The 24,135-nt window shown below is 42.4% G+C and carries 20 protein-coding genes; 15 read left to right on the top strand and 5 right to left on the bottom strand.

What is annotated here, in order from left to right:
- The 8 genes from G9Q97_RS16695 to G9Q97_RS16660 are packed head-to-tail and all read left to right on the top strand — an operon-like array spanning nt 1 to nt 8,526.
- Nucleotides 1–1,317: an oligosaccharide flippase family protein gene (locus G9Q97_RS16695; protein ID WP_166148861.1), complete on the top strand. Its 1,317-nt coding sequence runs from the start codon at nt 1–3 to the stop codon at nt 1,315–1,317.
- A complete protein-coding gene (locus G9Q97_RS16690) occupies nt 1,286–2,191 on the top strand; it encodes a glycosyltransferase family 2 protein (RefSeq protein ID WP_166148859.1) in 906 nt (301 codons plus the stop codon). Before G9Q97_RS16695 ends, G9Q97_RS16690 begins: the two co-directional genes overlap by 32 nt.
- Entirely contained in the window at nt 2,188–3,603 is a 1,416-nt protein-coding gene (locus G9Q97_RS16685; RefSeq protein WP_317168772.1) for an O-antigen ligase domain-containing protein, read from the top strand. The genes G9Q97_RS16690 and G9Q97_RS16685 overlap by 4 nt, the downstream gene beginning before the upstream one ends.
- On the top strand, nt 3,603–4,733 hold the full coding sequence (locus tag G9Q97_RS16680; RefSeq protein ID WP_246255762.1) for a glycosyltransferase family 4 protein: 1,131 nt from the start codon (nt 3,603–3,605) through the stop codon (nt 4,731–4,733). The genes G9Q97_RS16685 and G9Q97_RS16680 overlap by 1 nt, the downstream gene beginning before the upstream one ends.
- Nucleotides 4,726–5,427, top strand: coding sequence for an acyltransferase (locus tag G9Q97_RS16675; protein WP_166148857.1), 702 nt, complete (start codon nt 4,726–4,728; stop codon nt 5,425–5,427). Before G9Q97_RS16680 ends, G9Q97_RS16675 begins: the two co-directional genes overlap by 8 nt.
- A complete protein-coding gene (locus G9Q97_RS16670) occupies nt 5,427–6,188 on the top strand; it encodes a class I SAM-dependent methyltransferase (RefSeq protein WP_166148855.1) in 762 nt (253 codons plus the stop codon). Before G9Q97_RS16675 ends, G9Q97_RS16670 begins: the two co-directional genes overlap by 1 nt.
- A gap of 22 nt (nt 6,189–6,210) precedes the next feature.
- On the top strand, nt 6,211–7,350 hold the full coding sequence (locus tag G9Q97_RS16665) for a glycosyltransferase family 4 protein (RefSeq protein WP_246255761.1): 1,140 nt from the start codon (nt 6,211–6,213) through the stop codon (nt 7,348–7,350).
- Nucleotides 7,351–7,368: 18 nt separating this feature from the next.
- Entirely contained in the window at nt 7,369–8,526 is a 1,158-nt protein-coding gene (locus tag G9Q97_RS16660) for a DUF1972 domain-containing protein (protein ID WP_166148851.1), read from the top strand.
- A 12-nt stretch (nt 8,527–8,538) separates the two neighbouring features.
- Here the strand turns inward: G9Q97_RS16660 and G9Q97_RS16655 are convergent, their stop codons facing one another.
- Complete coding sequence (locus G9Q97_RS16655; RefSeq protein ID WP_166148849.1) at nt 8,539–9,231, bottom strand: methyltransferase domain-containing protein; 693 nt, start codon at nt 9,229–9,231, stop codon at nt 8,539–8,541.
- 254 nt (nt 9,232–9,485) lie between these two features.
- Here G9Q97_RS16655 and G9Q97_RS16650 point away from each other — a divergent pair, with 254 nt between their 5' ends.
- A complete protein-coding gene (locus tag G9Q97_RS16650) occupies nt 9,486–10,853 on the top strand; it encodes an exopolysaccharide biosynthesis polyprenyl glycosylphosphotransferase (protein WP_166148847.1) in 1,368 nt (455 codons plus the stop codon).
- Nucleotides 10,854–10,930: 77 nt separating this feature from the next.
- Nucleotides 10,931–11,773, top strand: coding sequence for a class I SAM-dependent methyltransferase (locus G9Q97_RS16645; RefSeq protein ID WP_166148836.1), 843 nt, complete (start codon nt 10,931–10,933; stop codon nt 11,771–11,773).
- 3 nt (nt 11,774–11,776) lie between these two features.
- Here the strand turns inward: G9Q97_RS16645 and G9Q97_RS16640 are convergent, their stop codons facing one another.
- Nucleotides 11,777–12,688, bottom strand: a complete 912-nt coding sequence (locus G9Q97_RS16640; RefSeq protein ID WP_166148835.1) for a universal stress protein — start codon at nt 12,686–12,688, stop codon at nt 11,777–11,779.
- Nucleotides 12,689–12,852: 164 nt separating this feature from the next.
- On the opposite strand from G9Q97_RS16640, the gene G9Q97_RS16635 reads away from it, so the two are divergent.
- The 3 genes from G9Q97_RS16635 to G9Q97_RS16625 all read left to right on the top strand — a co-directional run bounded on the left by G9Q97_RS16635 (nt 12,853) and on the right by G9Q97_RS16625 (nt 18,340).
- Nucleotides 12,853–13,404, top strand: a complete 552-nt coding sequence (locus G9Q97_RS16635; protein WP_166148833.1) for a 2'-5' RNA ligase family protein — start codon at nt 12,853–12,855, stop codon at nt 13,402–13,404.
- A 531-nt stretch (nt 13,405–13,935) separates the two neighbouring features.
- Nucleotides 13,936–16,911: a SusC/RagA family TonB-linked outer membrane protein gene (locus G9Q97_RS16630; protein ID WP_246255760.1), complete on the top strand. Its 2,976-nt coding sequence runs from the start codon at nt 13,936–13,938 to the stop codon at nt 16,909–16,911.
- Nucleotides 16,912–16,924: 13 nt separating this feature from the next.
- Entirely contained in the window at nt 16,925–18,340 is a 1,416-nt protein-coding gene (locus G9Q97_RS16625) for a RagB/SusD family nutrient uptake outer membrane protein (RefSeq protein ID WP_166148831.1), read from the top strand.
- A gap of 304 nt (nt 18,341–18,644) precedes the next feature.
- Here G9Q97_RS16625 and G9Q97_RS16620 read toward each other — a convergent pair whose 3' ends face one another.
- Nucleotides 18,645–19,136, bottom strand: a complete 492-nt coding sequence (locus tag G9Q97_RS16620; RefSeq protein WP_166148829.1) for a DUF6702 family protein — start codon at nt 19,134–19,136, stop codon at nt 18,645–18,647.
- 89 nt (nt 19,137–19,225) lie between these two features.
- On the opposite strand from G9Q97_RS16620, the gene G9Q97_RS16615 reads away from it, so the two are divergent.
- Nucleotides 19,226–19,807, top strand: a complete 582-nt coding sequence (locus G9Q97_RS16615; protein ID WP_166148827.1) for a HupE/UreJ family protein — start codon at nt 19,226–19,228, stop codon at nt 19,805–19,807.
- Between the two features lie 112 nt (nt 19,808–19,919).
- Nucleotides 19,920–22,241 carry a M1 family metallopeptidase gene (locus tag G9Q97_RS16610; RefSeq protein WP_166148825.1) on the top strand — a complete coding sequence of 774 codons (2,322 nt, stop codon included), beginning with the start codon at nt 19,920–19,922 and terminating at the stop codon, nt 22,239–22,241.
- Between the two features lie 216 nt (nt 22,242–22,457).
- On the opposite strand, the gene G9Q97_RS16605 is transcribed toward G9Q97_RS16610, so the two are convergent.
- A complete protein-coding gene (locus tag G9Q97_RS16605; RefSeq protein WP_166148823.1) occupies nt 22,458–23,690 on the bottom strand; it encodes an ammonium transporter in 1,233 nt (410 codons plus the stop codon).
- Nucleotides 23,691–23,748: 58 nt separating this feature from the next.
- A complete protein-coding gene (locus G9Q97_RS16600) occupies nt 23,749–24,087 on the bottom strand; it encodes a P-II family nitrogen regulator (protein ID WP_166148821.1) in 339 nt (112 codons plus the stop codon).
- Nucleotides 24,088–24,135 lie beyond the last annotated feature (48 nt).

Below are 24,135 nucleotides of genomic sequence, written 5' to 3'. Positions count from 1 at the left end.
ATGCTTGAAAGAATCAAACAGCTTTCTTTTCTTTCTTTTATCAGACACAAGTCTATCAGGAATTTCTTTTTTCTCTTCCTGATCCAGTCTTCCAATATCCTGGTTTCCTTGCTGGCCATGCCCTTGCTGATCCGCTCCATAGGTGTGGCTGAATTTGGTTTGGTAAATCTCTCCTTTTCTGTAATCTTACTTTTTAATGTGATGGTAAGTTATGGCTATAACCTCAGCGGTCCCAGAGACATTGCCTTGAGCGGGGGGAGTGTTTCGGTTATGGGTGAGCGTTTTTCCGAAATTCTTTGGAGTAAACTGACCCTGGCCCTGTTTGCTTTCTTGATGATTGCAATCCTGGGTTTTATTTTCGGCTTTTTTGGGGACTATTGGGTGATACTGTGCTGGTCTACAATTTTATTGTTTGCTGAGGCCACTACCCTGGTCTGGTTCTTTCAGGGAAGAGAAAGCCTTCATTGGGTTTCTATAGCCAATATTTTCAGCAAGCTGGTTTACCTGTTGTTATTGACAGCATTTATCAAAGAGCCCTCAGATAGTTTTTTGGCCAATTTCTTATTGGGCTCAACGGCTTTAATAGCTAATCTGGGTTTAATTGTTTATATCTGTTTTGGAATGAACATTCAGATTTCATGGCCAAAATTCTCCCATATTTGGAATTCATGGAGGAAGAATATTCAACTTTTTTTCTCTTCTTTGACAGCTCATGTTGCTGTAAATGGGGGTGTGATCATTCTGAGTTTTTTCGCTTCTGCTCAGATTTTGGGGCTATATGGGATGGCCGAACGTATAGGCATGGTTTTGCGGATAGCACCTGCCCTGATTACCCAGTCAGCCTATCCCAGGGCAAGCGTGCTTTTTGCCAATGAGCCCGAAAAATTTTATCCGTTCTTGAAAAAAGTCCAGTGGTCATCATTGTTGCTCAACCTGCTTATCAGCCTGACTGTATTTTATCTGGCACCCTTTATCATTAAGGTAATGGCTGGAAATGTGTTGGAGGAATCGGTTTTGTTTCTTAAGATTTTGGCTTTTTTACCTTTCCTGGCTGCCTTGAATATTGGCAACATGTTGGTTATTCTGGCAATGGACCAAAAGGTAATTCTTTTGCATGCTACATGGGTTTTTTGCTTGTACATGTTGCTAGCGGCCATTTTTCTCGCAAAGGTATTTGGGGGAACCGGTCTGGCATTGGCACTAATTTCCACTGAATTGGTAGCCTATATCAGCACTTCCTATTTGCTTTACAAACACCAGCCTCAAGCAATAATTGAATTTTACAATGTCCTGTTCGGCCGCCATCATCATACTTAATTGGAATGGCTGGGTATATACCCGGGCTTGTCTTCAATCTCTTCAGGAAGCTGGTTTTCCTATGGAAGATGTTATCCTTGTGGATAATGGATCTGAAGATGGCTCTCCCAAGTCCATAGCAGAACATTTTCCTACTGTTCAGCTGCTGCAAAATCAACAAAACCTGGGCTTTACCGGAGGAAATAACGTAGGCATGCGTTTGGCGGTTAACCAAGGGTATCGCTATATCATGTTGCTAAACAACGACACAGAAATAGCGCCCGGCTTTTGGGAACCCCTGCTGGAGGAAATGGAAGCCAGCAGTCGGACTGCCGCCATTCAACCCTTGATTTATTTCCTGAATGACAAGAATGTCCTTTGGAATGCGGGTGGCAGGTACCATTCCTGGATTGGTTTTTCCCAGACCAAACTTAAACCAAAAGGAAATGCTCCCTATCTCACCGATTGGATTACTGGTTGCGCCATTTTGGTAAGGTCGTCCGTTTTGGAGGAAATAGGTCTTTTGGATGAAAGGTATTTTGCTTATTTCGAAGATGTGGACTGGTCGCTTCGGATGAGGAAAGCCGGCTATTTGCTTAAAGTCCATCCAGGGTCAATCATTTATCATGAAGCTGGAGCGGCATCCAAAAGCAAAAATAAAGGAAATGAAGGCTTTTTGAGCCCCAAAGTTCATTTTCTAAATGTAAGGAACCAGATTTTCCAGTTGCGGAAATATTGCAGGCATCCCATAACCTGGTTGTCCTGGCCGGTTCATTTCCTGATATTTGGTTTGATGCTGGTCCATTTTACTGTAAAAAACCGCAAATTGAAACGCAAAGCGATTTTGGATGGGCTTATGGCAGGAATGAATACCTTATTGAAGAAGGAAGCATGATGGCCTATATTTTATTTTTATTGGTGGTGGTGTATGTCTCGATGTTGCTTTATGTGACAATCAAGAAAATAGTGTTTGAGGGAGAATGGGAATTCATCATTTTCTTCATGATTCTTTTTCTGCCTTTTTATATTTCCATTTTGAGCATAGTCTATCAGGCTACCGGTTCGGAAGTTGTGGTAGCGCTGTTCCAATATGTTAAAGAGTTGCTCCTTTTGATGGCATTGCTGGGTTTTTTGTTTTACCAAAAGGATTTCTGGTTATACCCTTTCAGGCTAAATACAGTAGATAAACTGTTTATGGCTTTTTTTGGTTTGGCCACCATTTATTTGTTTTTACCGCTGGGCGAAGCCACTTTTTTGAATAAACTGCTTTATCTTAAGAATACGCTGCTCATAGGAGCTTTTTATTTTCTGGGTAGAAACACCCATTTTGATTCCCGAAAAATCGACCTGGTATTTAAATGCATTATGGTGATAGCTATTGCTGCTTTTTGCCTGAATGTGGTGGAAACAGTCATAGGCATCCATTTTCAAAACCTGACAGGATATGCGCTTTTCAATTTTGCCATTAACGACATAGCACCTTCTGGTAATTACGGCTTGTCCTGGACATTTGAAACCCAGACCACTGGAATGCGTCTGGCTTCTTTTTTCTCAGATCCACTGGAGATGGCCAGTTCAAGCTTGCTGGCCTTTGCCACAGGATTGATCTGGTACCTCAGCAGGAACAGAGCAGAGAGCTGGTTTTATTTACTGGTTATGGCAGCAGCATTGGGAAGTTTGTTTTTTTCCGCTTCCCGGGCCGCTTTCGGTGCCTTCTTTGTGATGTTGTTTTTCGTTGCCCTGGTATTCAGGTTGTACCGCCTATTGGCCCTGGGTGCTATGATGTTGTTCCTTTTCTTTATTTATGTACTGTATTTTGCTTCCGAGGATTTTTACTACTTCGTTTATGATACCATCACCTTTCAAAATGCTTCCAGTGTAGGTCACTTGGTGGAGTGGTTTTTGGCCCTGGATGCCATGATAGCCAACCCTGAAGGTCTGGGTTTGGCCATGAGCGGCAATACGGGAAGCGTGGAAGATGAAGTCCGGGTAGGTGGGGAAAACCAATTTTTAATCTACGGAGTGCAGTTGGGCGTATTGGGAATGATGCTGTATATCCTTGTTTTGGGCATTGGGATTTACAAAAGCCTTCTTGTTTTCAGGCACAGCAGGGATAGCAGTGTAGCCAGAGTAGCTTTTGTGGCAGCAACTACTAAATTTGGTCTTTTGTTGCCATTGTTTACGGCAAATGCCGAGTTGTATGCCTATGTTTCACTTACCACCTGGTGGATGATGGGGTACACCCTTACAGCCTATAACGGGCTTTTTAGCAGCAAAGACAGTCAGACGGTACAATTAAGCAGCTGATGAAGGAGAAAAGAAAAATCATTCTGGTGGATATTTTTTTTCTGCGCCTGGCCCAGACCGGTATCAAGACTTATATCGAAAGTTTGCTCGATCAGATTGAATCTTACCGGGGGGAGACCTTTCAGTTTATCGTTTATCCTTCCCCCGGAAAATTAAGGAATCAGTCATTTTTTAAAGGCAAAACTGCAAGGTGGAAAAACTGGCTGTTTCAACTCAGGTATTTTTCACATAAATTGATCGTTTTGCCAGTATTGAGTTATTGGTTTAAATCAGATTTGGTTTTCTCTCCTGATTTTCTTTCGCCATTAGGAAGCAGGGGTGAACGGGTTTCTGTGATCCATGATGCTTTTTTTTGGGAGAGTCCAGGGCACTACCATCCTTTGTGGAGAAAGATTTACCTGTATCTATTGACCAAAAGTGTTCAAAAGGGTGCCCATATCCTTACGGTAAGCCATTTTGCAAAAAGCCAAATCGCACAATATTTGAAAAGTGCACAGCCCATTACCGCCATTCCTACTGGTCTGGATATGCCTCACCGTAGCAGGAATGCCCATGTAGCTTCTCCTCAGACAAAGCCCTATTTTTTGCATGTAGGGGTAATGGAAAAAAGGAAAAATCTCAACACATTGATCAAAGCTTTTGCACTCTTTTCAGAGCAGGCGGATAAAGATTACCAGCTGGTGTTGGTAGGGCAAAGGGCTCCAAGGGCTACTTTGGATGCATTCGATGAAATGATGGAACAAATAAAAGAACTGGGGCTGGAGAAAAAGGTGATTTTACCTGGGTATGTGTCGCAGGATACCTTGTCAAAATACTACCAAAATGCTTTGGCCTATGTTTTTCCATCCCGGAATGAAGGCTTTGGTCTTCCTGTATTGGAAGCTTTTGCTTATGGTCTTCCGGTAATCATAGGGCCTCAGGGTGCCCTGCAGGAAGTCGGTGGTCCTGCGGTTTGTTGTAGCAAATCCTTTCTTCCGGAAGATTTTGCAAAAGCCCTGAAGCTCCTGGCCGGAGATGAGAAATTAAGGGAGAAGCTTGCTGCATTGGGTACACAAAGGCTGGAGCAATTTTCCGGGGAAAAGTTTTTTCTATCTTTGCAGGAATATTTCAAAAGGATACTTCATGGGTAATTTTGCCGGAAAAGTTATTTCCAGAATATCCGGTATGGATTTATCGGATCGTTTCGGACCGGGATGGGACAGTATATCGGTTTTGGCCGTTTTGTGCAGGATGGGAATTTGGTGGGTAAGGGGCTTGTGGTTGAGGTGGCGAATGAAATCTGCCAGAGGGCTGCTTTTGATTGGAAAGGGAGTCAGCATTCGTCAGGCCCGGTATTTTACGGTGGGCAAAAATTTTGTCGCTCAGGATCACTGTGAAATCAACTGTTTGTCCCAAAAGGGGATCGTTTTTGGAGATAAGGTTACGGTGGGTTCATATGCGATTATTCGCCCCACCAACCTGTATGGCGGAGAACCAGGCCTGGGGTTAAAGGTGGGGGATCATTCCAGCATCGGGCCTTATGCCTACATCGGCTGTTCGGGATACATAGAAATTGGAAACAATGTCATGATGTCACCCAGAGTAAGTATTTATTCGGAGAACCATGTATTTAAAGATACCGGCAGGCCCATGATTGAGCAGGGTGTTGACCGTTCTTTTGTCATTATTGAAGACGATTGCTGGATTGCCTCCCATGCAGTTATCCTTGCAGGTGTAACCATAGGCAAGGGGTCCGTGGTGGCGGCAGGCAGCATTGTGACAAGGGATGTGCCTCCTTATAGTGTGGTAGCTGGAAATCCCGCCAAGGTAATTAAAACAAGGTAATGTCGGAATCAATTAGCAATTGGAAGAAATGGGGAGAAAAAGACCCCTACTATGGCGTGCTTTCGGATGAAAAATACCGGATGGAAGGCCTTTCGGAAGAGCGTCTGAAGGAGTTTTTTGAAACGGGTGAAGTATATGTAGCAGAAAGCCGAAAACGAATCAGTGAATGGATGGGAGTAGATATTGCACAGGGCAATATCCTGGATTTTGGATGCGGGGTGGGAAGATTGGCCATACCCTTTGCAAAATTGACCCGACAAGAAGTTTGGGGTTTGGATATTTCCGAAGACATCATAGCAAGGGCAAATGCGCACAGGGATTCCATGGGATTGCACAACCTGCATTTCAAAACCTATAATGGAAAGGACCTGGAAGGAATCCCTGCTTTTGATTTTGTCAACGCTTATATCGTGTTCCAGCATATAGAATTCCGGAAAGGGATGGGGTTATTGCGTCAATTGTTGGAAATCACCAGGGAGAATGGGATTGTGCAGGTGCAGGTAACCTTTGGCCACCGCCTGCCCTGGAAGACATACACAAATTTTTTCCTCCGTACCAAATTTCAACCCTACAATTTTATTTATTCCAGTTTGAAACACCGCAGGTTATGTTCCGAGCCGGTCATGCAGATGAACCATTATTCCCCTCAAAAATTATTCGAATTGTTTTCCTGTTATTCAAAGCAGGTACATATTGAGTTCACTGATCATGGAGGACATCTGGGAGCAATTTATGCCCTAAAGAAATCTGGAAGAGATTGAATTTGCGTATATGAGCAAGCAAATGAAAAATAGCAAGGTGTTGATGCTGCATGGATCTTCTGATGTATATGGTGCCAGTAAGATTTTTTTATTGACAGCGTCCATTTTACAGCAAAATGGCATTGAGGTGATTGTAGTACTTTCAGAAGAAGGGCCTTTGTCCGGGCAATTGCAGGAATTGGGGATTAGGGTGGAATTCATTCGGCTTGGCGTAATCAGAAGAAAGTATTTTAATTCCAGGGGCTTATTAAACCGGTCAAAAGTGATGTTGAAAGCGTACAAGGCACTTGCAGCGCTGGCTGATGCCAATGGTATTACCCATGTTTATTCGAATACAGCAGCAGTCTGGGTGGGGGCTTTGCTGGCTAAAAAGAAAAAATATATCCACATATGGCACCTTCATGAAATCATAGGCAAACCGGCCTGGTTTGCTTCCATGATGGGTAAAATGGTTGAAAATGGATCAGATAAGGTGATTGTGGTCTCTCAGGCTGTTAAAGTCCACTGGGAGAAGTACATATCTGGTAATAAACTGCATTTGGTGTATAACGGGATAGATTATAATCCTTATCTTTACGAGACAAAAGATTTAAGGGAAGAGCTGGGCATTCCGAAAGACGCATGTGTCATAGGTATGATAGGCAGGGTGAACAGCTGGAAAGGTCAGGAATACTTTTTGGAGATTTCAGAAGAATTAAACAAAAAGTTTTTAGATTTACATTTTCTTTTGGTTGGAGATGCATTCCCAGGTGAAGAGTGCTTGTTTGACGGGTTAGAACAAAAGATTTTGGAAAAGACATTTAAAGATAAAATTTATAATTTAGGTTTTAGGAAAAACATTTCCCAGGTGTTGGCTACCATTGATATTTTTATTCTTCCCTCGACTTTACCGGATCCTTTTCCTACCGTTGTTTTGGAAGCAATGGCTGCTGCCAAACCTGTGTTTGCCACTGCTCATGGAGGTGCTCTGGAAATGATTGAGGAAGGAAAATCTGGCTATCATATACCCTGGGATAATGCTGCAGCCGCTGCCAGGAAAGTGGGAAAGTTGGTGAATAATATAAACCAAATTCAAAATATAGGGTTAAATGCCAGAAGGAGTGTTTTAGAAAACTTTTCATTACCGGCTTATGGTAAGAAAATAACAAAAATTTTTTCTTGATAAGTAAATAAATACAGTATGTCAAAAAACAGTAAGCCCTTGCATGTGGCGATTGTAGGTACAAGGGGATATCCCTACGTTTACGGAGGGTATGAGACATTTGTGAAAGAAATGGGAGAACGACTTGTACAAAGAGGCATTGAAGTTACCGTCTATTGTCATGCGCCATTGTTTGAGCAAAAACCCAAACGGGTCAATGGCATTAATCTGGTCTATGTCCCCTGTGTGGAAACCAAATCGCTGAGCCAGTTGACCAATTCACTGCTCTCTATGATTCACGTATGTTTTTCCAAAGTGGACGTGGTATTTGTAGTAAACAGTGCCAATGGACCATTTGGAATTCTCACCAAAATCTTTGGAAAACCATCTGCCATCAATGTAGATGGACTGGAGTGGTTGCGGCCCAAGTGGAAAGGTTTAGGGGCCAGGTATTATCTCTTTGCTTCCAGGCTGGCCACCAAGCTTTACGATCAGCTGATCACGGATTCGGATGAGATGGAAAAAATCTACCTGGAAAAATTCAATGCTCCTTCTAAGATGATTGCCTATGGAGCTAATCCCAACGTCTCGTCAGACAGCAGTTTGATAGAAACCTGGAACCTGCAAAAAGAATCTTATTTTTTAATTGTTGGGCGTTTGATTCCTGACAACAATGCGGATTTGATTGTAGATGGCTTTGTAAGGTCCAATTCCAAGCGAAAACTCGTCATTGTGGGCGATGTGCCTTACCATGACAGATTTGCCCAAAAAATGAAAAGCATTCAGGACAAGCGTCTGGTTTTCACTGGCTATGTTAGAGACCAGGAACAACTGGCGGCCTTGTATCATAATTGTTATGCCTACTTTCACGGGCACGAATATGGAGGCACCAATCCTGCCATGTTAAAGGCCCTGGGATTTGGCTGTGCCATTCTGGCCATGGACACCAGGTTCAATAAAGAAATGCTGCAAAAAGGTAAATATGGCTGGTATTTCGATAAAGAAGCCTCTGCCGTTGTAAAAATTATTGATAAAGCGGAGAAATCACCCGATGAAATGGAATACCTCAGGACTCATTCCAGAGAAGGCCTGACACAAAAGTACAATTGGGATGCGGTTACAGACCAATATGAGAACTTATTCAAATCGCTGTGTAAACGGAAAATCAAAGAAAGTTTGGTAGAAATCAATTATTGAAAAAAGACCCGGCTAAGCCGGGTCTTTTTTTGCTCCAAGGGTATGGAATACGAAGGACTTGTTCATCCCAAAGACTTTCTCAAAATAAATCTGCGATTGGGGAAACAAGCCTTTCATTTCACGTAAAGATAGCAGTCTGATTTCATTTAAATAGGCTTTTGCAAACTCTGGTTCCCACTTTTGCATCCGGCTTAGCTTGGTTTTGGTTAAAACCAAAAAAGCAATTGAGCTGGGGAAAAATTGAAATAATGGCAGGGCATAGTGTGGTTCCAGAAAGAAATATTTATTGGGGGTTTGTACAAAATGGTTTTTCCCCACCCGCAGGATTTCCCGGGCCATTTTTTCCTGGTTTTCGAAAGTATGCAAGTGTTCTATCACTGAATTTGAGAATACCAGGTCAAAGGAATTGTCTTTGAATTGGGATAAATCAGTTGCATTCCCGGAAAGACTACTTACATTTTGTAGCCTGGTTTTTTCTTTTTCAAGGTTTAATAGCGTTATGCTGACCCGTTCTGGCAGGATAAAATTATGGTTGGTCCAAAAATTTTCCGTTCCTCCCACGTCCAGAATTTTTATTTTTTCCTGGCCTTCAAAGGTTTCCAAAAATTTCTCTTCAAAAAATCTAAACCGGCGCAACCGGAATTTACCTCCAATGGATCGGGGTTCATCAGAGGGAGCAAAAAGTGTCTTTATTTTTTTTTTCATTTCAATGAATTAGGCTCTAAAAATAACTAACCGGTTTGTATTCCCACTGTCATTTTTAAGCATTTTTTCATGGATGTATGGCTGAATGGCCATAAATTTATAATTTTGGGGCAAAGTTGATTACTTTGACCCGAATATCAAAAATTTGAAAGCATATTATTCCAAAATTAAGGACTCCAATGCGGATAGCTTATCCCACACATACCAAACCAAAAAATAACAGCCTGTTTGCTGTGGTTATATTTTTTTGATACATGGCAAAACGTTTTTATAAGTATTTCCCTTGGCTGTTCGTCCTTATGGAACTCATTGTATTGTTTGGGGGAATTGCAATTTTATTGATTTTTTCAGGCTACAATCCAAGGATTGTACCTGGTCTGATTATTGAATCTGCTTTGTTGGGAATAATCTGGGTATTGTTGGTACTACTCAGGAAGGATTATAAACTTGCCCGTACGGCTGTGTATGCAGATACGCTGAAGCATTTTTCGAATTCTTTTTTATGGGCGATATTGATATTCTTTTTGATCAGAGAGCAAGTTATTGCGCCTTCTGACCAAAAAATCAGTTTTTATATTTACGTATCGGCCCTTTCCTTTCTGGCATTTTTCAGAATCGCCGTACATATTTCCCTGAGGCGGTACCGGATGAGCGGTAGGAATTACAGGAAGGCAGTTATCGTTGGTAAGGATGATTGGAGTGCCAGGTTGGCCCATACCTTGATGGCCAGGAAAGCCCTGGGCATCAAGTTTCTGGGTTTTTACGATAACAGTCGAAAAGGAGAAGATGTACTGGGTGATATAGACTCTTTTTTCAAGGAGGCACGGCAAGGAGCCATTGATTTGGTTTACCTGGGACAGGATGTTTCAGCTGGTTTGTTGAGGAAAATTGTGGATCATTCAGATGAAAACCACATCAAGGTAAAGATCATTCCCGGATCACAACTGCAATGGAACAAAGCCCTGAGCTTTAGCAGGTACGGGAGCTTTGTAGTCGTAAACCTTAATGAAATCCCATTGGATAGATGGGGAAACAGACTCTTTAAACGTGTCTTTGATGTTTGTTTTGCTTTATTCGTTTTGGTTTTTTTATTGAGTTGGCTTACCCCTTTGCTGGCCTTGTTAATTAAGCTGGAGACGAATGGCCCCGTTTTCTTTTTTCAACAAAGGACAGGTGTTAATAATAAGGTGTTTGACTGCATCAAATTCCGAACCATGTTGGAGAATCCCTGGGCAGATACCCATCAGGCGGTAAAAGATGATCCCAGGGTGACCAAGACGGGTGCTTTTTTACGCAGGTTTTCATTGGACGAACTGCCTCAGTTCATCAATGTGCTGAAGGGGGAAATGTCTGTTGTCGGTCCCAGGCCGCATACTGTCCCGATGAATCAGGTTTTTAAGAAACAAATCCATAAATACGATAACCGGCACCGTATCAAACCGGGAATTACCGGCCTGGCACAGGTATTGGGCTATCGTGGGGAGGTTTCCCATCACTGGCAAATCCGCTCCAGGGTCAGGTTAGACTATTTTTATATCAGAAACTGGTCCATTTTTCTGGACCTGACTATTGTGTTCAAAACCATGGGTGAATTGATTGCCCGCAGAGATGAGGTGTATTAATGGCGCGTTTTAAATGTTTGGTTTGTTACCAGGAAAGCCATGGGCAGGTTTATCAGGTAAAGGAAATGATGTTTGGTATGAAAGATCAATTTCCATATGTCCAATGTAGCCATTGCGGGACCATTCAGCAGCTTGACCCTCCCGAAGACATGGCTTCCTATTATCCAAAAGCTTATTATTCTTTCTCCGGCTTATCCTACTCGAGTTTGCAGGTACGTTTGATGAAGCAATTCAGATTCTGGCTCTACCTGAAATCAGGAATGTCTTTTCTCAAACCCATTTATGGCAGCTGGCTGGATAGGCTTGGTGCGGGTAAAAGGGATACCATTGCGGATATTGGCTGCGGAAACGGGCAGTTGCTATATGAGCTTTATGCCTCAGGATACCGTCATTTGTCAGGTTTTGATCCATTTATTAAAGATTCGGTCCAGGTCAGCAGGTCTTTGCATATCTATAAAAAAAATCTCTTTGATATCGGGAGTACCTTTGATGTGATCATGCTGCACCATGCTTTTGAACACATGAAAGATCCGGATGCCGCCTTTGGGAAGATAGCCGGCTTATTGAACCCTTCCGGGAGGCTTTTGATCCGGGTGCCTGTTGCAGATGGTGAAGCCTGGTCAGTTTTTAGGGAAAACTGGGTACAACTTGATGCACCCAGGCATTATTTTATTCCCAGTCTGGCCGCCATGAAAATATTGGCAGAACGCCATGGATTGGAACTTTTTCATATTGACTTTGATAGTACTGCTTTTCAGTTTTGGGGGAGTAAAAAATACCAGGAGGGCCAAACCCTCCATGGCAAAAATGATCTTCATTCATCTGCTGCAGTGGATGCCTGGGAGCTGGAAAGCAAGGCAAAATCGCTCAATGCCTTATCCAGGGGTGATCAGGCGGCATTTTACTTTCGGAAAATTTAGGTTTTAGATCTTGAAAAGAGCCTCAAAGAAGCTCATGTTTTCGCCATCTTCTTTCATGACCAGCATGGGTACTTCATGGTTGCTGCTTACCAGTTTTTCGGCCACACTTCCCAGTAGAATCGCAGCTGATTTTGTCCTTCCCCTGCTACCAATGATCAAAAGATCCGTTTGATTTAATTTGGCCTGCTTCATGATATTGTCTGCCTCATCTTTCTTTTGTTTTAGAATGAAAGTACAGGGTATTTCAGGCAGTTTGTTTTGCCGGAGAAAATTGGAATAATCTGCCTTTGCATTTTCAAGCATAATGGCATTGAATTCATCAAAAGATTTTCCAGTCTTGCTGTAGCCTTTAGGTACCTCATAGAGGTGGCAACATTGGATTTTTCCATTGGTTTTCTCTATAATTTCCCTTGCCAAAAGGATGCTTACCCTGGAGTGGTTGGAGAAATCAATGGGTAATAAAATGTTTTTTATTTCCAGGATTTGCTCATTTTCAGGAAGCAAAAGTACAGGGTGCGGATATTTCTGGGCCAGATTATTAACCAGGGAATCCGACAAGGATTTAACTTTTTTTCGTCCCAGCACCAAAAGATCGATATCTTTTATTTTGCTCCATCGCAGCATGGTGTCCTGGGCGTTTCCTTCCTTTACAAGGATTTCGTAGGGCACACTTAAAGCCTGATCTACCTTTTCTATTTCATGCCGGATTTCCGTTTTAATGGTTTCATCTATGGGGGCTATTAAATCAGGATAGGCTTGGGATACTTGCTCCGGTAAAATGAGGTTTTTGGAGACATGGACAAAATATATTTTTTCAATATCCAATATGCTGGATAGTGATTTTGTTTGGGCAATCAATATCTCATCCAAATGAGATAAGTCAAGTCCCACCATAACTTTTTTGAATTGATTCATGGATAATTCCCTTTTTCTGGTGCCTGATTATATTGTAAATGTGGATTAAAATGATGAATTTAACCTATTGGCAGCGTCTTTTAAAGTTTTTTTCGAAAAACTATTTAGCAATCAAGGCTGCTTATCCATTCGAAATGGGAAGTTGCAGTTAATCAAAGAAGAAAATGCCTAAAACAATGGGGAAATATTTTATTGCGTTGGTTCCTCAGGAACCGGTAAGACAGGAAATCACCCGATTGAAATGGTTGTTAAAAGAGGAATTTGGGGTAAAATATGCACTGAAATCCCCTCCCCACATTACTTTAAAAATGCCCTTTTTGTATAATGAGAATAAAGAAGCTGTATTGGAGCGTAAACTGGAAGGCTTCTTTCAAGAAGAAAAAGGGTTTAGTTTGTCCCTTTCTGGTATAGGTAATTTTGGCAACAGGGTAGCTTTTTTCAGGGTAAAATACCCTCCGGAACTATTGGGCCTGCAGCAGCGCCTTATCTCCTATGGAAAAAGAAATCTGGGGCAGCATATTGAACTGAGCGATTTGAATTATACCCCCCACCTTACCCTTGCCTTTAAAGACATCAAAAAACACCAATTTGAGGAAGTACTTGAGTTCTTAAAATCGAAAGTTAGCAGGTACCATGTTGAAATAAATCAGGTGTCCTTATTAAAAAAAACAACATCTAATTGGGAAATAAAAAATAATTTTAATTTACTTAAATAACTTTTTTGAATTAATTTATGCCCTAAGGTTTTCATCCTTAATGTTATAGGCGGGTATGAACCCTTTTTTAATAAAAAGTTATTTTTTTTTAAAATTATTATATTTTGATTTAATGCGCCTTGCTCTAATTAAATTCTGTTTTCTTCCGAAATCAATAACAATTCGGATTCTCATTTTATTATTTATATTTTGTAAAACGTCAAAAAATAAAATAAAATATTGATTTTTAGATGTAACATTTATATTTTCATTTGACTGATTCAAGGTTTTTTTTAATTTAAAACAAATAAAATTATATAAAATATCTGAATAAAAATATAAAATAGTTTAATAAGTGAAAAATGAATATTCAATGAATATTATTCTATTGTATTCAAGGTCTATGAAAACACAGATTTTCCTTTAAGGTGTATTTACAAAATTTTTTACACCTTTTATACGATTATCTATTTGTTATTATTTTGTTTTATAAATAAATTGATGGAATTTTGTATTATTAAAATTGTTAAAAACCTTAATCTATTTACTACAATGAAACGAGTTTTACTTGGCTTGGCATGCACCATGCTAGGGGTAATCTCCGTTTTCGCTCAAGACAGGACGGTGACCGGAAGGGTTACCTCCGAAGAAGAGCCAGCGGGGATACCTGGTGTAAATGTAAGCGTAAAAGGAACCATGGTAGGGACCATTACCGATATTGATGGTTCTTATTCCTTAACGGTTCCTGAAGGATCAGATGTGTTGCTGTATAGTTTTGTTGGGTTCAATACCCAGGAAATCAGTATCGGCAACAGAAGCCAGATTAATGTATTGCTAACGCCAGATGTCACTACCCTGGGAGAAGTTGTGGTAGTTGGATATGGTACCCAGTCTTCCAGGTTGTCGGTGCAGAGTATCTCCTCTCTGGACAATTCCCAAATTGAAGGCATGCCTATATTCACCGCCCAGGAAGCCCTGCAGGGTCAGGCAGCGGGTGTGCAACTGACCGGGACTTCCGGTGTAGGTGGTGCACAACAAAATATTCGGATTCGTGGAGTCGCTTCTCTTACAGCTGGAGGCTCCCCCCTGTTTGTTGTTGATGGAGTGCCGTTGAATGATGGCAGCAGTTCGGATTATTCCAATACTTCAGGTGCTATAGCCCTGAACCCTTTAATGGAATTGAACCCCAACGAGATTGAATCCATTTCTGTCCTTAAGGATGCTTCGGCTGTTGCAATCTATGGTTCAAGGGGTGCCAATGGGGTAATCCTTATCGAAACCAAAAAAGGAAAGTCTGGGCAATCCAGGATCAATGTGGACTATTATCAGGGAGTACAAACCCCCACCACTGTAAGGCCTTACATGTCGCTACAGCAATACAATCAGTATCGTTCCCTACGGGAGGAAACCCCTGCCAGTGACTTCCCGCAGCAGGGATTTGACTGGCCGGATGCTGTCATTCAGCAAGGGTCCATATCCAACTTAAACCTGAGTGCTTCCGGAGGAAGTGAAAGTACCACCTATTTTATTTCCGGTACCTATTTCAACCAGGATACCTATGCCCTGGGAAATGAACTGGACAGGTTTAACGGACGCCTGAACATGACCCATAAGTTTTCTGAGAAGGCAAGAATTGGAGCGAATATTGGTTTGGCAAAAACCGATAATGACCGGATTTATTCCGATAACAGTACCTATGCTCCGCTGACTTCTGCCTTCCTTCATCTGCCCTATACCAGGCCTTATGATGACAATGGGAATTATTCGCGTTTGGGTTTTATTCCCAATCTGTTGGCCATCGAAGACCTGGCCATCACGGATTATATTACCCGCAGGACTACTGCCAATACGTTTTTTGAATTGGACATTTTACCTGAGCTGACTTTCAAAACAGACTGGGGAATTGATCAAATTCAGACAGAAGAAACTTTCAGATTTCCTGATATTGTGGAGCCTACAGGGAGTGGTTACAAGAGAATTATTCAGGATTACAAATGGTTGTCTACCAATACGCTGAATTATGAAAAATATTTCGGCCCCCATTACGTGGCGGGTTTACTCGGTTATTCCTATGAACAGGCAGATTTTGCCAGCATGACAGTAGAAGGGTCCGGGTTTGTGAGCGACAGATTGCCCAATGTGGCTTCCGCAGCTACTCCTACTATTACCAGTTCTACAGGTACCAACTGGCGGCTGGCCTCCTATTTTGCCAGGTTCAATTACCGCTTTGATGATAAGTTCCTATTTGAAGGTAGTGCCAGAAGAGATGGTTCTTCCCGATTTGGTGCTGATAACCGCTATGGTAATTTTTGGGCACTTTCTGCTGGCTGGATTCTTTCAGAGGAAGAATTTTTACAGAACAACAGCTTTTTGGACTACCTGAAAATAAACACCAGTTATGGTACCTCAGGTAATGACAGGATCAGTAATTTTGAATCCCTGGGATTATACGAGGCAGGTACCCTTGGCGATTATGCGGGTAGTCCCGGGATTTTTCCAAGTCAACCTGCCAATCCGCTGCTTGGATGGGAGGAATCGGCTCAATTTGATGTAACTGTAAATGCGGCCTTGTTGGATAACCGCCTGGAGATAGAAACCTCTTTTTGGAACAAGGATACCAAAGGCTTGCTGCTGGATGTGCCCATTCCTTACACTACAGGTTATGCCAGCTTGACCCAAAATGCAGGTACCATGCGGAACAGGGGGGTTGATTTGATGATCAGGTCAGTGAACCTGAAGACTCCTTCATTTGAGTGGAGTACCACCCTGAATATGGGCTTCCTGAAGAATGAAGTGCTGGAACTACCCGGTGCATCTGAAGACAATGAAGGCAGAAGATTCGTTGAGGGCTCTGCCAGCCAGCGGGCCATAGAAGGCCACCCGGTAAACACCTTTTACCTGGTTCGGTATAATGGAATCAATCCGGAAACCGGCGAGGCGGAGTGGTTGACCAAAGATGGAGAGCCTACCACTACTTACAGTGCCAACGACCGGGTGATTGTGGGATCAGCTATTCCCAGGGTTTCAGGTGGAATAACCAATACCTTTTCTTACAAAGGGCTGCGGCTTTCTGCCTTGATTACCTTTGTGGAAGGAAACCACATCATGTATGATGACCTTCGGTTCTTATACAATCCCAATAACCTGAACAGTTTTAACCTGGATCCTCAATTGCTGAATTACTGGACGGAAGACAATAGAAATAGCTTTGCTCCCAGGTTAAATGGTGATACCCAATCCAGTTTTGGTCAGCGCTCTACGCTTCATCTCCGAAAGGGTGATCATATCCGGTTGAGAAATCTTTCTCTTAGCTACAATATCCCATCCACGCTGTTGGAAAATACGAAAATCATCCGAAGTGCCAGGGTATATGGGATGTTGCAAAACTTCCTGACCATTTCCAACCTGGAAGATGGCCTGGAACCTGAGGTCAATGACGGAGGGGACAATAACCAGCGACAGGGAGAATCCTTCTTTACTCCGGCACAGGCCAAATCAGTAACCCTGGGTGTTTCTTTAGGATTCTAAAAATAATTTTGACATGAAAAATTTAACAAAAATACTATTCATGGGATTGCTTGGCGTAAGCCTGGCTTCTTGCGAGGATTTGCAGATCGATCCCCAACAATCCCTATCTACGGAATTGGCTTTTGCCGACAGGCAGGCAGTGGAAGGATCGTTATTGGGTGTATACTCTTTGTCTCAGGAATTTGAGGTATTTGGTTCATTGCCCCATGTGATCTCTGATTTTCAGGCAGACAATGTAGATTTTATTGGATCTTTTCCCACCTTACAGGATATCCGGTTATATGCTACTCAATCGGACAATACGACTATCAGGGATCTTTGGAGAAGACATTACAGGGCCATATTGGCGGCAAATGCGGTAATTGAATTTACTCCTGATTCCCCGGATGAATCGCTCACCGCTGAGGAACGAGCTCAATTTGTAGCAGAAGCTAAATTTATGCGGGCATTGCTGATGTTTCAAATGGTAAACTTGTTTGCTCAGCCCATTCAGCAGGGAGAAACCTCCCCAGGAATTCCAATCGTTTCAGATGCCTTTACCGGTGAAATTGTGGGCTACCCAAGAAGCACAGTGGGAGAGGTGCATGCTTTTATTTTGGAGGACCTTACTACCGCAGTTTCAGATTTACCCGAATCGTATGCTTCGGCTTCTTTTACCAGAGGCAGAGCTACTCAGGGAGCAGCTAATGCACTGCTATCCAGGGTTCACCTGTATCGCGGCGAGTGGCAACAGGCGGCTGACAGAGCTCAGCTTGTTTTGGATGATGAAACTTTATATGGATTGGCCCCGAATTATGGGTTCTGGGGAGAAAATAACCAGGAATATGTTTTCTCCATTCAAAATTCAGAGATAGACAACGGACGAACAGGTTCTGGTGGTTGGGCATCTTATTATAACCCGGCGGAAGACGGCGCCAGAGGAGATGCTCCTTTTTCTGAATACCTGTTGGAAGCGTACGATGCTGATGACCGCAGGCTGACAGAAATTTCAAAAGAAGGGGACAATGAGCGTATCTATACCACCAAGTTCCCGGATGCGATCAATAATTCCGACAATTCTCCTATTATCCGGACTACAGAAGTGGTATTAAACAGGGCAGAAGCACTTGCGCAACTTGAGGGCGTAAATACGGAATCCCTGGACCTGATCAACCAGTTGAGAGAGAGGGCTGGATTGGCTGAGGTTGCGGCCGGAGATTTTTCCGGAACGGAGGATTTTGTGGATTTTATTCTGGAAGAAAGAAGGAAAGAATTGGCTTTTGAAGGCCATAGGAGAATGGACCTTTTGAGGTATGGAAGGGCCCTCCGTCCTGAAGAAGATGATCATTTTGCTGCTTCTCAGGCAGGGCAGGACAAAACCATTTTGCCTATTCCACAAAGAGAATTGGACATCAATCCTGAATTGGTTCAGAATGATGGATACAATTAGAATTTTATTAACCTGAGTTCAACTTAATTTTGTTAAAAAACCGTCATTCCGAGGCTTAGAGAGGGTTTTGAGCGGTGAAAGCCGTGGGAATCTCCGACCAAACGAGACTGCCACACCCTTTCCCAGCGCCTATACCTACGACAAAGGGTTCGCAGTGAAGATTCAATTGGTTTTTATTGACGATCTTAATCCGAACTCAGTTATAAGCATAAAAAAACCATCCACTTTTCCCAGTGGATGGTTTTTTCTTTATTGACCCTTTTTGGTTATTTATCGGATGGCTAACCGGCTGTCTTTCTAATGCTTAATCCAGCTTCAAAACACCCGAAGTTTTCTCTTTTCTGGTGATCAGGCTTTTGGGTTTCCGGTCCTTATAAAAATTCACAATATTTTGTTGTTGCGGGAAATCATCGATCAGGATATTATTGTAAATGGTCACCTGCTCCGGAGCCGTAATTTTCTCCGATTCCATATAAAACCAGGCAGCCTCTGCTTCAATCTCATGGCCCAAATAAGTGATGTTCAGCGTGTCTCCTTTGATAATCAAGGTGTTATGGGTCAAAATGTATTTTTCTATTTGGGATTCCAATACATCGGGTCTATTTGGCGATAGGAAGTTGACCTGATTTCCGCTCATATTGGTTAAGGCAACCTCCAAATCATCCCAAAAAATCTTTTGGGCGATTTCAATGGTCTGGTTTGTGTCATTGTATACCATGTCGGTGAGGCTGATATAGAATGGATGTGCGCCTGGCCAATAGGTAAGCAGTGCCATCAATAAATGTATTGCAAGCATTTAGGAAGAGGATTTTTGTTTAATCTGTAAAATATGCATTAATATTACAACAAAATTTTCAAACCAAAAGTAAAACATTTACCAATCCTATGAGTCAATTTCAGTTGTATTTTAATCTGGGAATCCAACATATTCTTGATCTGAAAGGTTTTGACCACATTCTTTTTGTCATTTCCCTTGCCGTGATTTACATGTTGCGGGATTGGGGGAAAATCGTCGTTTTGGTCACCGCTTTTACCATCGGACACTCACTGACCCTTGCACTGGCGACCCTGGAATTGGTAAGGATAAATTCCGACCTGGTCGAATTTTTAATCCCGGTAACCATTGCGATTACTGCATTTAGCAATATCCTCAAACCCAGGCCTTCGGGAGGCGGGGGGCTGCAGCTCAATTACTTGTTTGCTTTGTTTTTCGGACTGATCCATGGCTTGGGATTTTCCAATTATCTGCGCTCGCTTTTGGGGAGAGAGCAATCTATATTTCAGCCATTGCTTGCTTTTAACATCGGCCTGGAAGTAGGTCAATTGGTCATTGTTGTTCTGTTTTTAATTGCCGCCTCTTTGATAGTGGGCATTTTTGGCGTAAGTCGAAAAGAATGGGTGCTGGTTATCTCTTCTATTATTTTAGGAATGGCCACCATGATGATTCTTGAAAACAAATATTGGTAGAAAATCCTAAATTTTGAAAACCAAAGCCATTATTTAAAGCTTTATTTATTAAATTTCATTCCAGAATGAAAGAATTGGTTAATTTAAAGTTCTATTGGATAAACTAAAACCTATGAAAAACATACGCTACCTCTTTCTGTCCATTATCCTGTTGCCAGGGACAATTCTGGCTCAGGTCGATGAACAACGACATGGCAATCGCTTTGAACAACTGGGGCCAATGCTTAGGTCTCCCAATGTATACCGGACCGCTTCAGGCGCCCCAGGTCATCAATATTGGCAGCAAAAAGCAGATTATGAGATTGAGGTAGAGTTAAATGATGACAATCAATCCATTCGGGGCAAAGAGAAAGTAACCTATTACAACCAATCGCCTGACCCACTGGACTACCTTTGGTTACAATTGGATCAAAATCAGCGGGATAGTGATTCCGAAACCCCGAAAATATCCAGCAATAGCATTCAGCCAAAAATGAGCTTGGGGCAGTTGCAGGATATCATCTGGCACGACATGGACCTGGGCCTGAAGATTTATTCTGTTCTTGATGATCAGGGCAATGAAATTCCTTCCACTGTCAATCACACCATGATGCGATTGGATTTGGCACGTCCATTAATGCCCGGTGAGAGTTTTACTTTTCATATTGAGTGGAGTTTTAACATCCATGACAGGATGAGTTTTATAGGTGGAAGACCTGGATATGAGTATTTCGAAGGGGATGGCAACTATCTATACACCATGTCGGAATGGTTTCCACGCATGGCAGTGTATTCTGATTTTGAAGGTTGGCAAAACAAGCAGTTTGTAGGCAGGGGTGAGTTTGCGCTTGTATTTGGAGATTATGAAGTGGCCATAACCGTACCTGCAGACCATATGGTCGGGGCCACAGGGGTATTGCAAAATCCGGAAGAGGTGCTCAGCAGCAAAGAAATGGAAAGATGGAATCAAGCCAAATCCTCCTACGATGAGCCGGTGGTCATCCGCACGCAGGGAGAAGCCGAGAAACTTGAAAAAGGCAAATCCACAGCAAAAAAGACATGGGTTTATCATGCCGATAATGTCCGGGATTTTGCCTGGACATCTTCTCGTAAGTTTATCTGGGATGCTATGGCAGTAAAATTGGGAGGAAAAGATGTGATGGCCATGTCTTATTATGCCAAGGAGGCCAATCCACTATGGGAGCAGTATTCCACCCGGGTAGTGGCTCACACTTTGAAATCGTATTCTTCCCGAACTTTTGATTACCCTTATCCGGTAGCTATCTCGGTGGAGGCCACCAATGGCATGGAATACCCCATGATTTGTTTCAATTATGGCAGGCCAGATAGTGATGGAACCTATACGGCGGCCATAAAATATGGAATGATTTCGGTAATCATTCATGAGGTAGGGCACAACTTCTTTCCAATGATCGTGAATTCCGATGAAAGGCAATGGACCTGGATGGATGAAGGACTAAATACCTTTATGCAGTTTTTGGCGGAACAGGAGTGGGAGCGGAATTATCCTTCCAGAAGGGGGCCTGCTCACAAGATTGCCCCATACATGAGTAGCGAAAAACACCTGCTGGAACCAATCATGACCAATTCTGAAAATATCATCCAATTTGGACCCAATGCTTATGCCAAACCGGCTACTGCTTTGAATATCCTTCGGGAGACAGTAATGGGCAGGGAGTTGTTTGATCATGCATTTAAGACTTACGCACAAAGGTGGATGTTCAAGCATCCTACTCCCGATGATTTATTCAGGACGCTTGAAGACGCTTCTGCCGTTGACCTGGACTGGTTTTGGAGAGGTTGGTTTTATGGTACCGACCCTGTGGATATGGCCATTCAGGATGTGAAATGGTATAAAATTGACAGTAAAAAACCAGTGGAGGTAAAAGCGGATCAGCGGGAAGCCTATGAGCGGGAGGAGTCTTACATTTCAAAAACACGGAATGCCACAGCCATTCCAGAGACCTTTGTGGAAAAAGACCCCAAAGCAGCCGATTTTTACAACAGTTATGACAGGTTTACTGTAGGACCTGAGGATGAAAAAGCATATAACGATTTTATCAATGGTCTCAGCAGCAATGAGAGGGGCATGCTGGAAAGCGGATTGAATTTCTATGAAATCAGTTTTGAAAACATTGGGGGCCTGGTCATGCCCATCATCCTTGAATTTCAGTACGAAGATGGTAGTTCAGAAGTTGAAAGAATTCCCGCACAGATTTGGCGCCTGGATGAATATGAGGTCAGTAAAGTATTTGCCAAAGAGAAAGTAGTCACCCAGATCATTTTGGACCCTTACCGGGAAACGGCCGATATAGACGAAGGCAACAACTACTGGCCGAGACAATTCCAGCCTTCCAGATTTGAAATGTTCAAACAGCAATTACCAGCCAGAGGCACATCTACAGGCCCAAACCCTATGAAGAAGAAAAGATAGAGGACCGAATTCGGATTGAAACGCTTGAGCATAGGATCATTTCCTTTGCCTGAGTTCAGCCTAATTTGATAATAAATCATCATTCCAAGGCTTAAAATTCAGTCTAAAATATTTCGGGAAATGCTACTTTTTTTCATAAAGCATTTCCGTAAAATAAAAAAAAGAGGCAGTCTTAACTGCCTCTTTTTTTTATTTTACAGTGCTTAATGCTGGAAACTATTCTTTGGTAGCGAAATCAGGATAAGCATGCATGCCATGTTCATTGATGTCCAGTCCTTCGATTTCTTCCCGTTCATCCACGCGTATACCAACGGTTTTCTTGAGGACAAAGAATACCAGGAAACTAAATAATACACAAAATGCGCCTATGGAAAATATCCCGACAAGCTGAGATAAAATCTGAGATCCGCCTGACAAATCTCCAAAAATTCCTACCGCAAGCGTACCCCATATCCCACAAATCAGGTGTACAGAGATCGCACCAACAGGGTCGTCGATTTTGATTTTGTCAAAAAGAACCACACCAAACACAACCAAAATACCGCCAATAAAGCCAATAATTACGGCATCCGTCGGAGACATAAGGTCGGCACCAGCGGTAATACTCACCAAACCAGCCAGTATTCCATTGAGTACCATGGTGATATCGTAAGCCTTGAATTTCAAATAAGAGGCCAAAAGGGCACCAAATGCCCCTGCGGCTGCTGCCAATGCAGTGGTTACAAAAACAAGAGAGACGGCACCGGGGTCTGCTGATAATACAGAACCTCCATTGAAACCAAACCATCCAAACCAAAGCAAAAACACACCAAAGGTGGCCAAGGGGAGATTGTGACCTGGTATGGCGTTGGTTTTCCCGTCCTTGTATTTCCCTATTCTTGGCCCCAGCAAATAAGCGCCTATCAAAGCACCCCAGCCTCCCACGGAGTGAACAATGGTAGATCCTGCGAAGTCATAAAAAGGTGTTGCCAGGGTATCCAGAAATCCACCTCCCCATTTCCACATGCCAACTATGGGATAGCATATACCTACATATAAAAGGGAAAAGAAGATAAATGGACCCAGCTTGATCCTTTCTGCAACTGCTCCTGAAACAATGGTAGCTGCCGTAGCTGCAAACATTGCCTGGAAGATAAAATCTGTAAAAAAGGTATATCCTTCATTGTAAGCCGAGGTGTTTCCCCCTTCCGGAAGACTTATTCCCAGACCAGCAATTCCAAATACTCCTCCTGAAAAGGCTTCTCCAGGGTACATGAGGTTGAAGCCAATAAATGCATAGGTAATCAATCCCAGGGCCGGGATGATGGTGTTTTTAAATAAAATATTGACAGTATTTTTTGCCCTGGTCAGTCCGGCCTCCAAGGCTGCAAATCCCAGGTGCATGATGAAAACCAAAATGGTGGCCACCATGATCCATAGGTTATTAACGGTAAATAATTCCTGATTCATTTGTATATGATTTTATAAGTTGGAATAAAATTTGGTTGATGATAGGCTTTTGTTTTGACTACAGGGCACTTTCTCCGGTGTCGTCATTCCTGATCCTAAAAGCTTTGCCTACCTCATAGACAAATATTTTACCGTCTCCAATTTCGCCCGTTTTACCCTCTTTGAGTATACAATTGATGACATCTTCTTCCATTTCATCGGGCACCACTATTTCAAGTTTTGTTCTTGGAATAAAGGTGGGTTCATAGGCTACCCCTCTATAGGTTTGCATTTTGGCATGTTGAAGACCCATACCTTTTACTTCGAAAAATGTAAGAAATTTAACACCCAGACTCGATAGGCATTTATGAATTTCCTCAAATTTCGAAGTTCTAATTAAAGCTTCAATTTTTTTCATTTTACTAACAGGGTTAATGTTTTATTAATGATTCTACGATTAAAAATT

It is taken from the genome of Cyclobacterium plantarum (genome assembly GCF_011290685.1).
Taxonomy (GTDB): domain Bacteria; phylum Bacteroidota; class Bacteroidia; order Cytophagales; family Cyclobacteriaceae; genus Cyclobacterium; species Cyclobacterium plantarum.
This window is presented reverse-complemented; position numbering and strand designations above follow the sequence as displayed.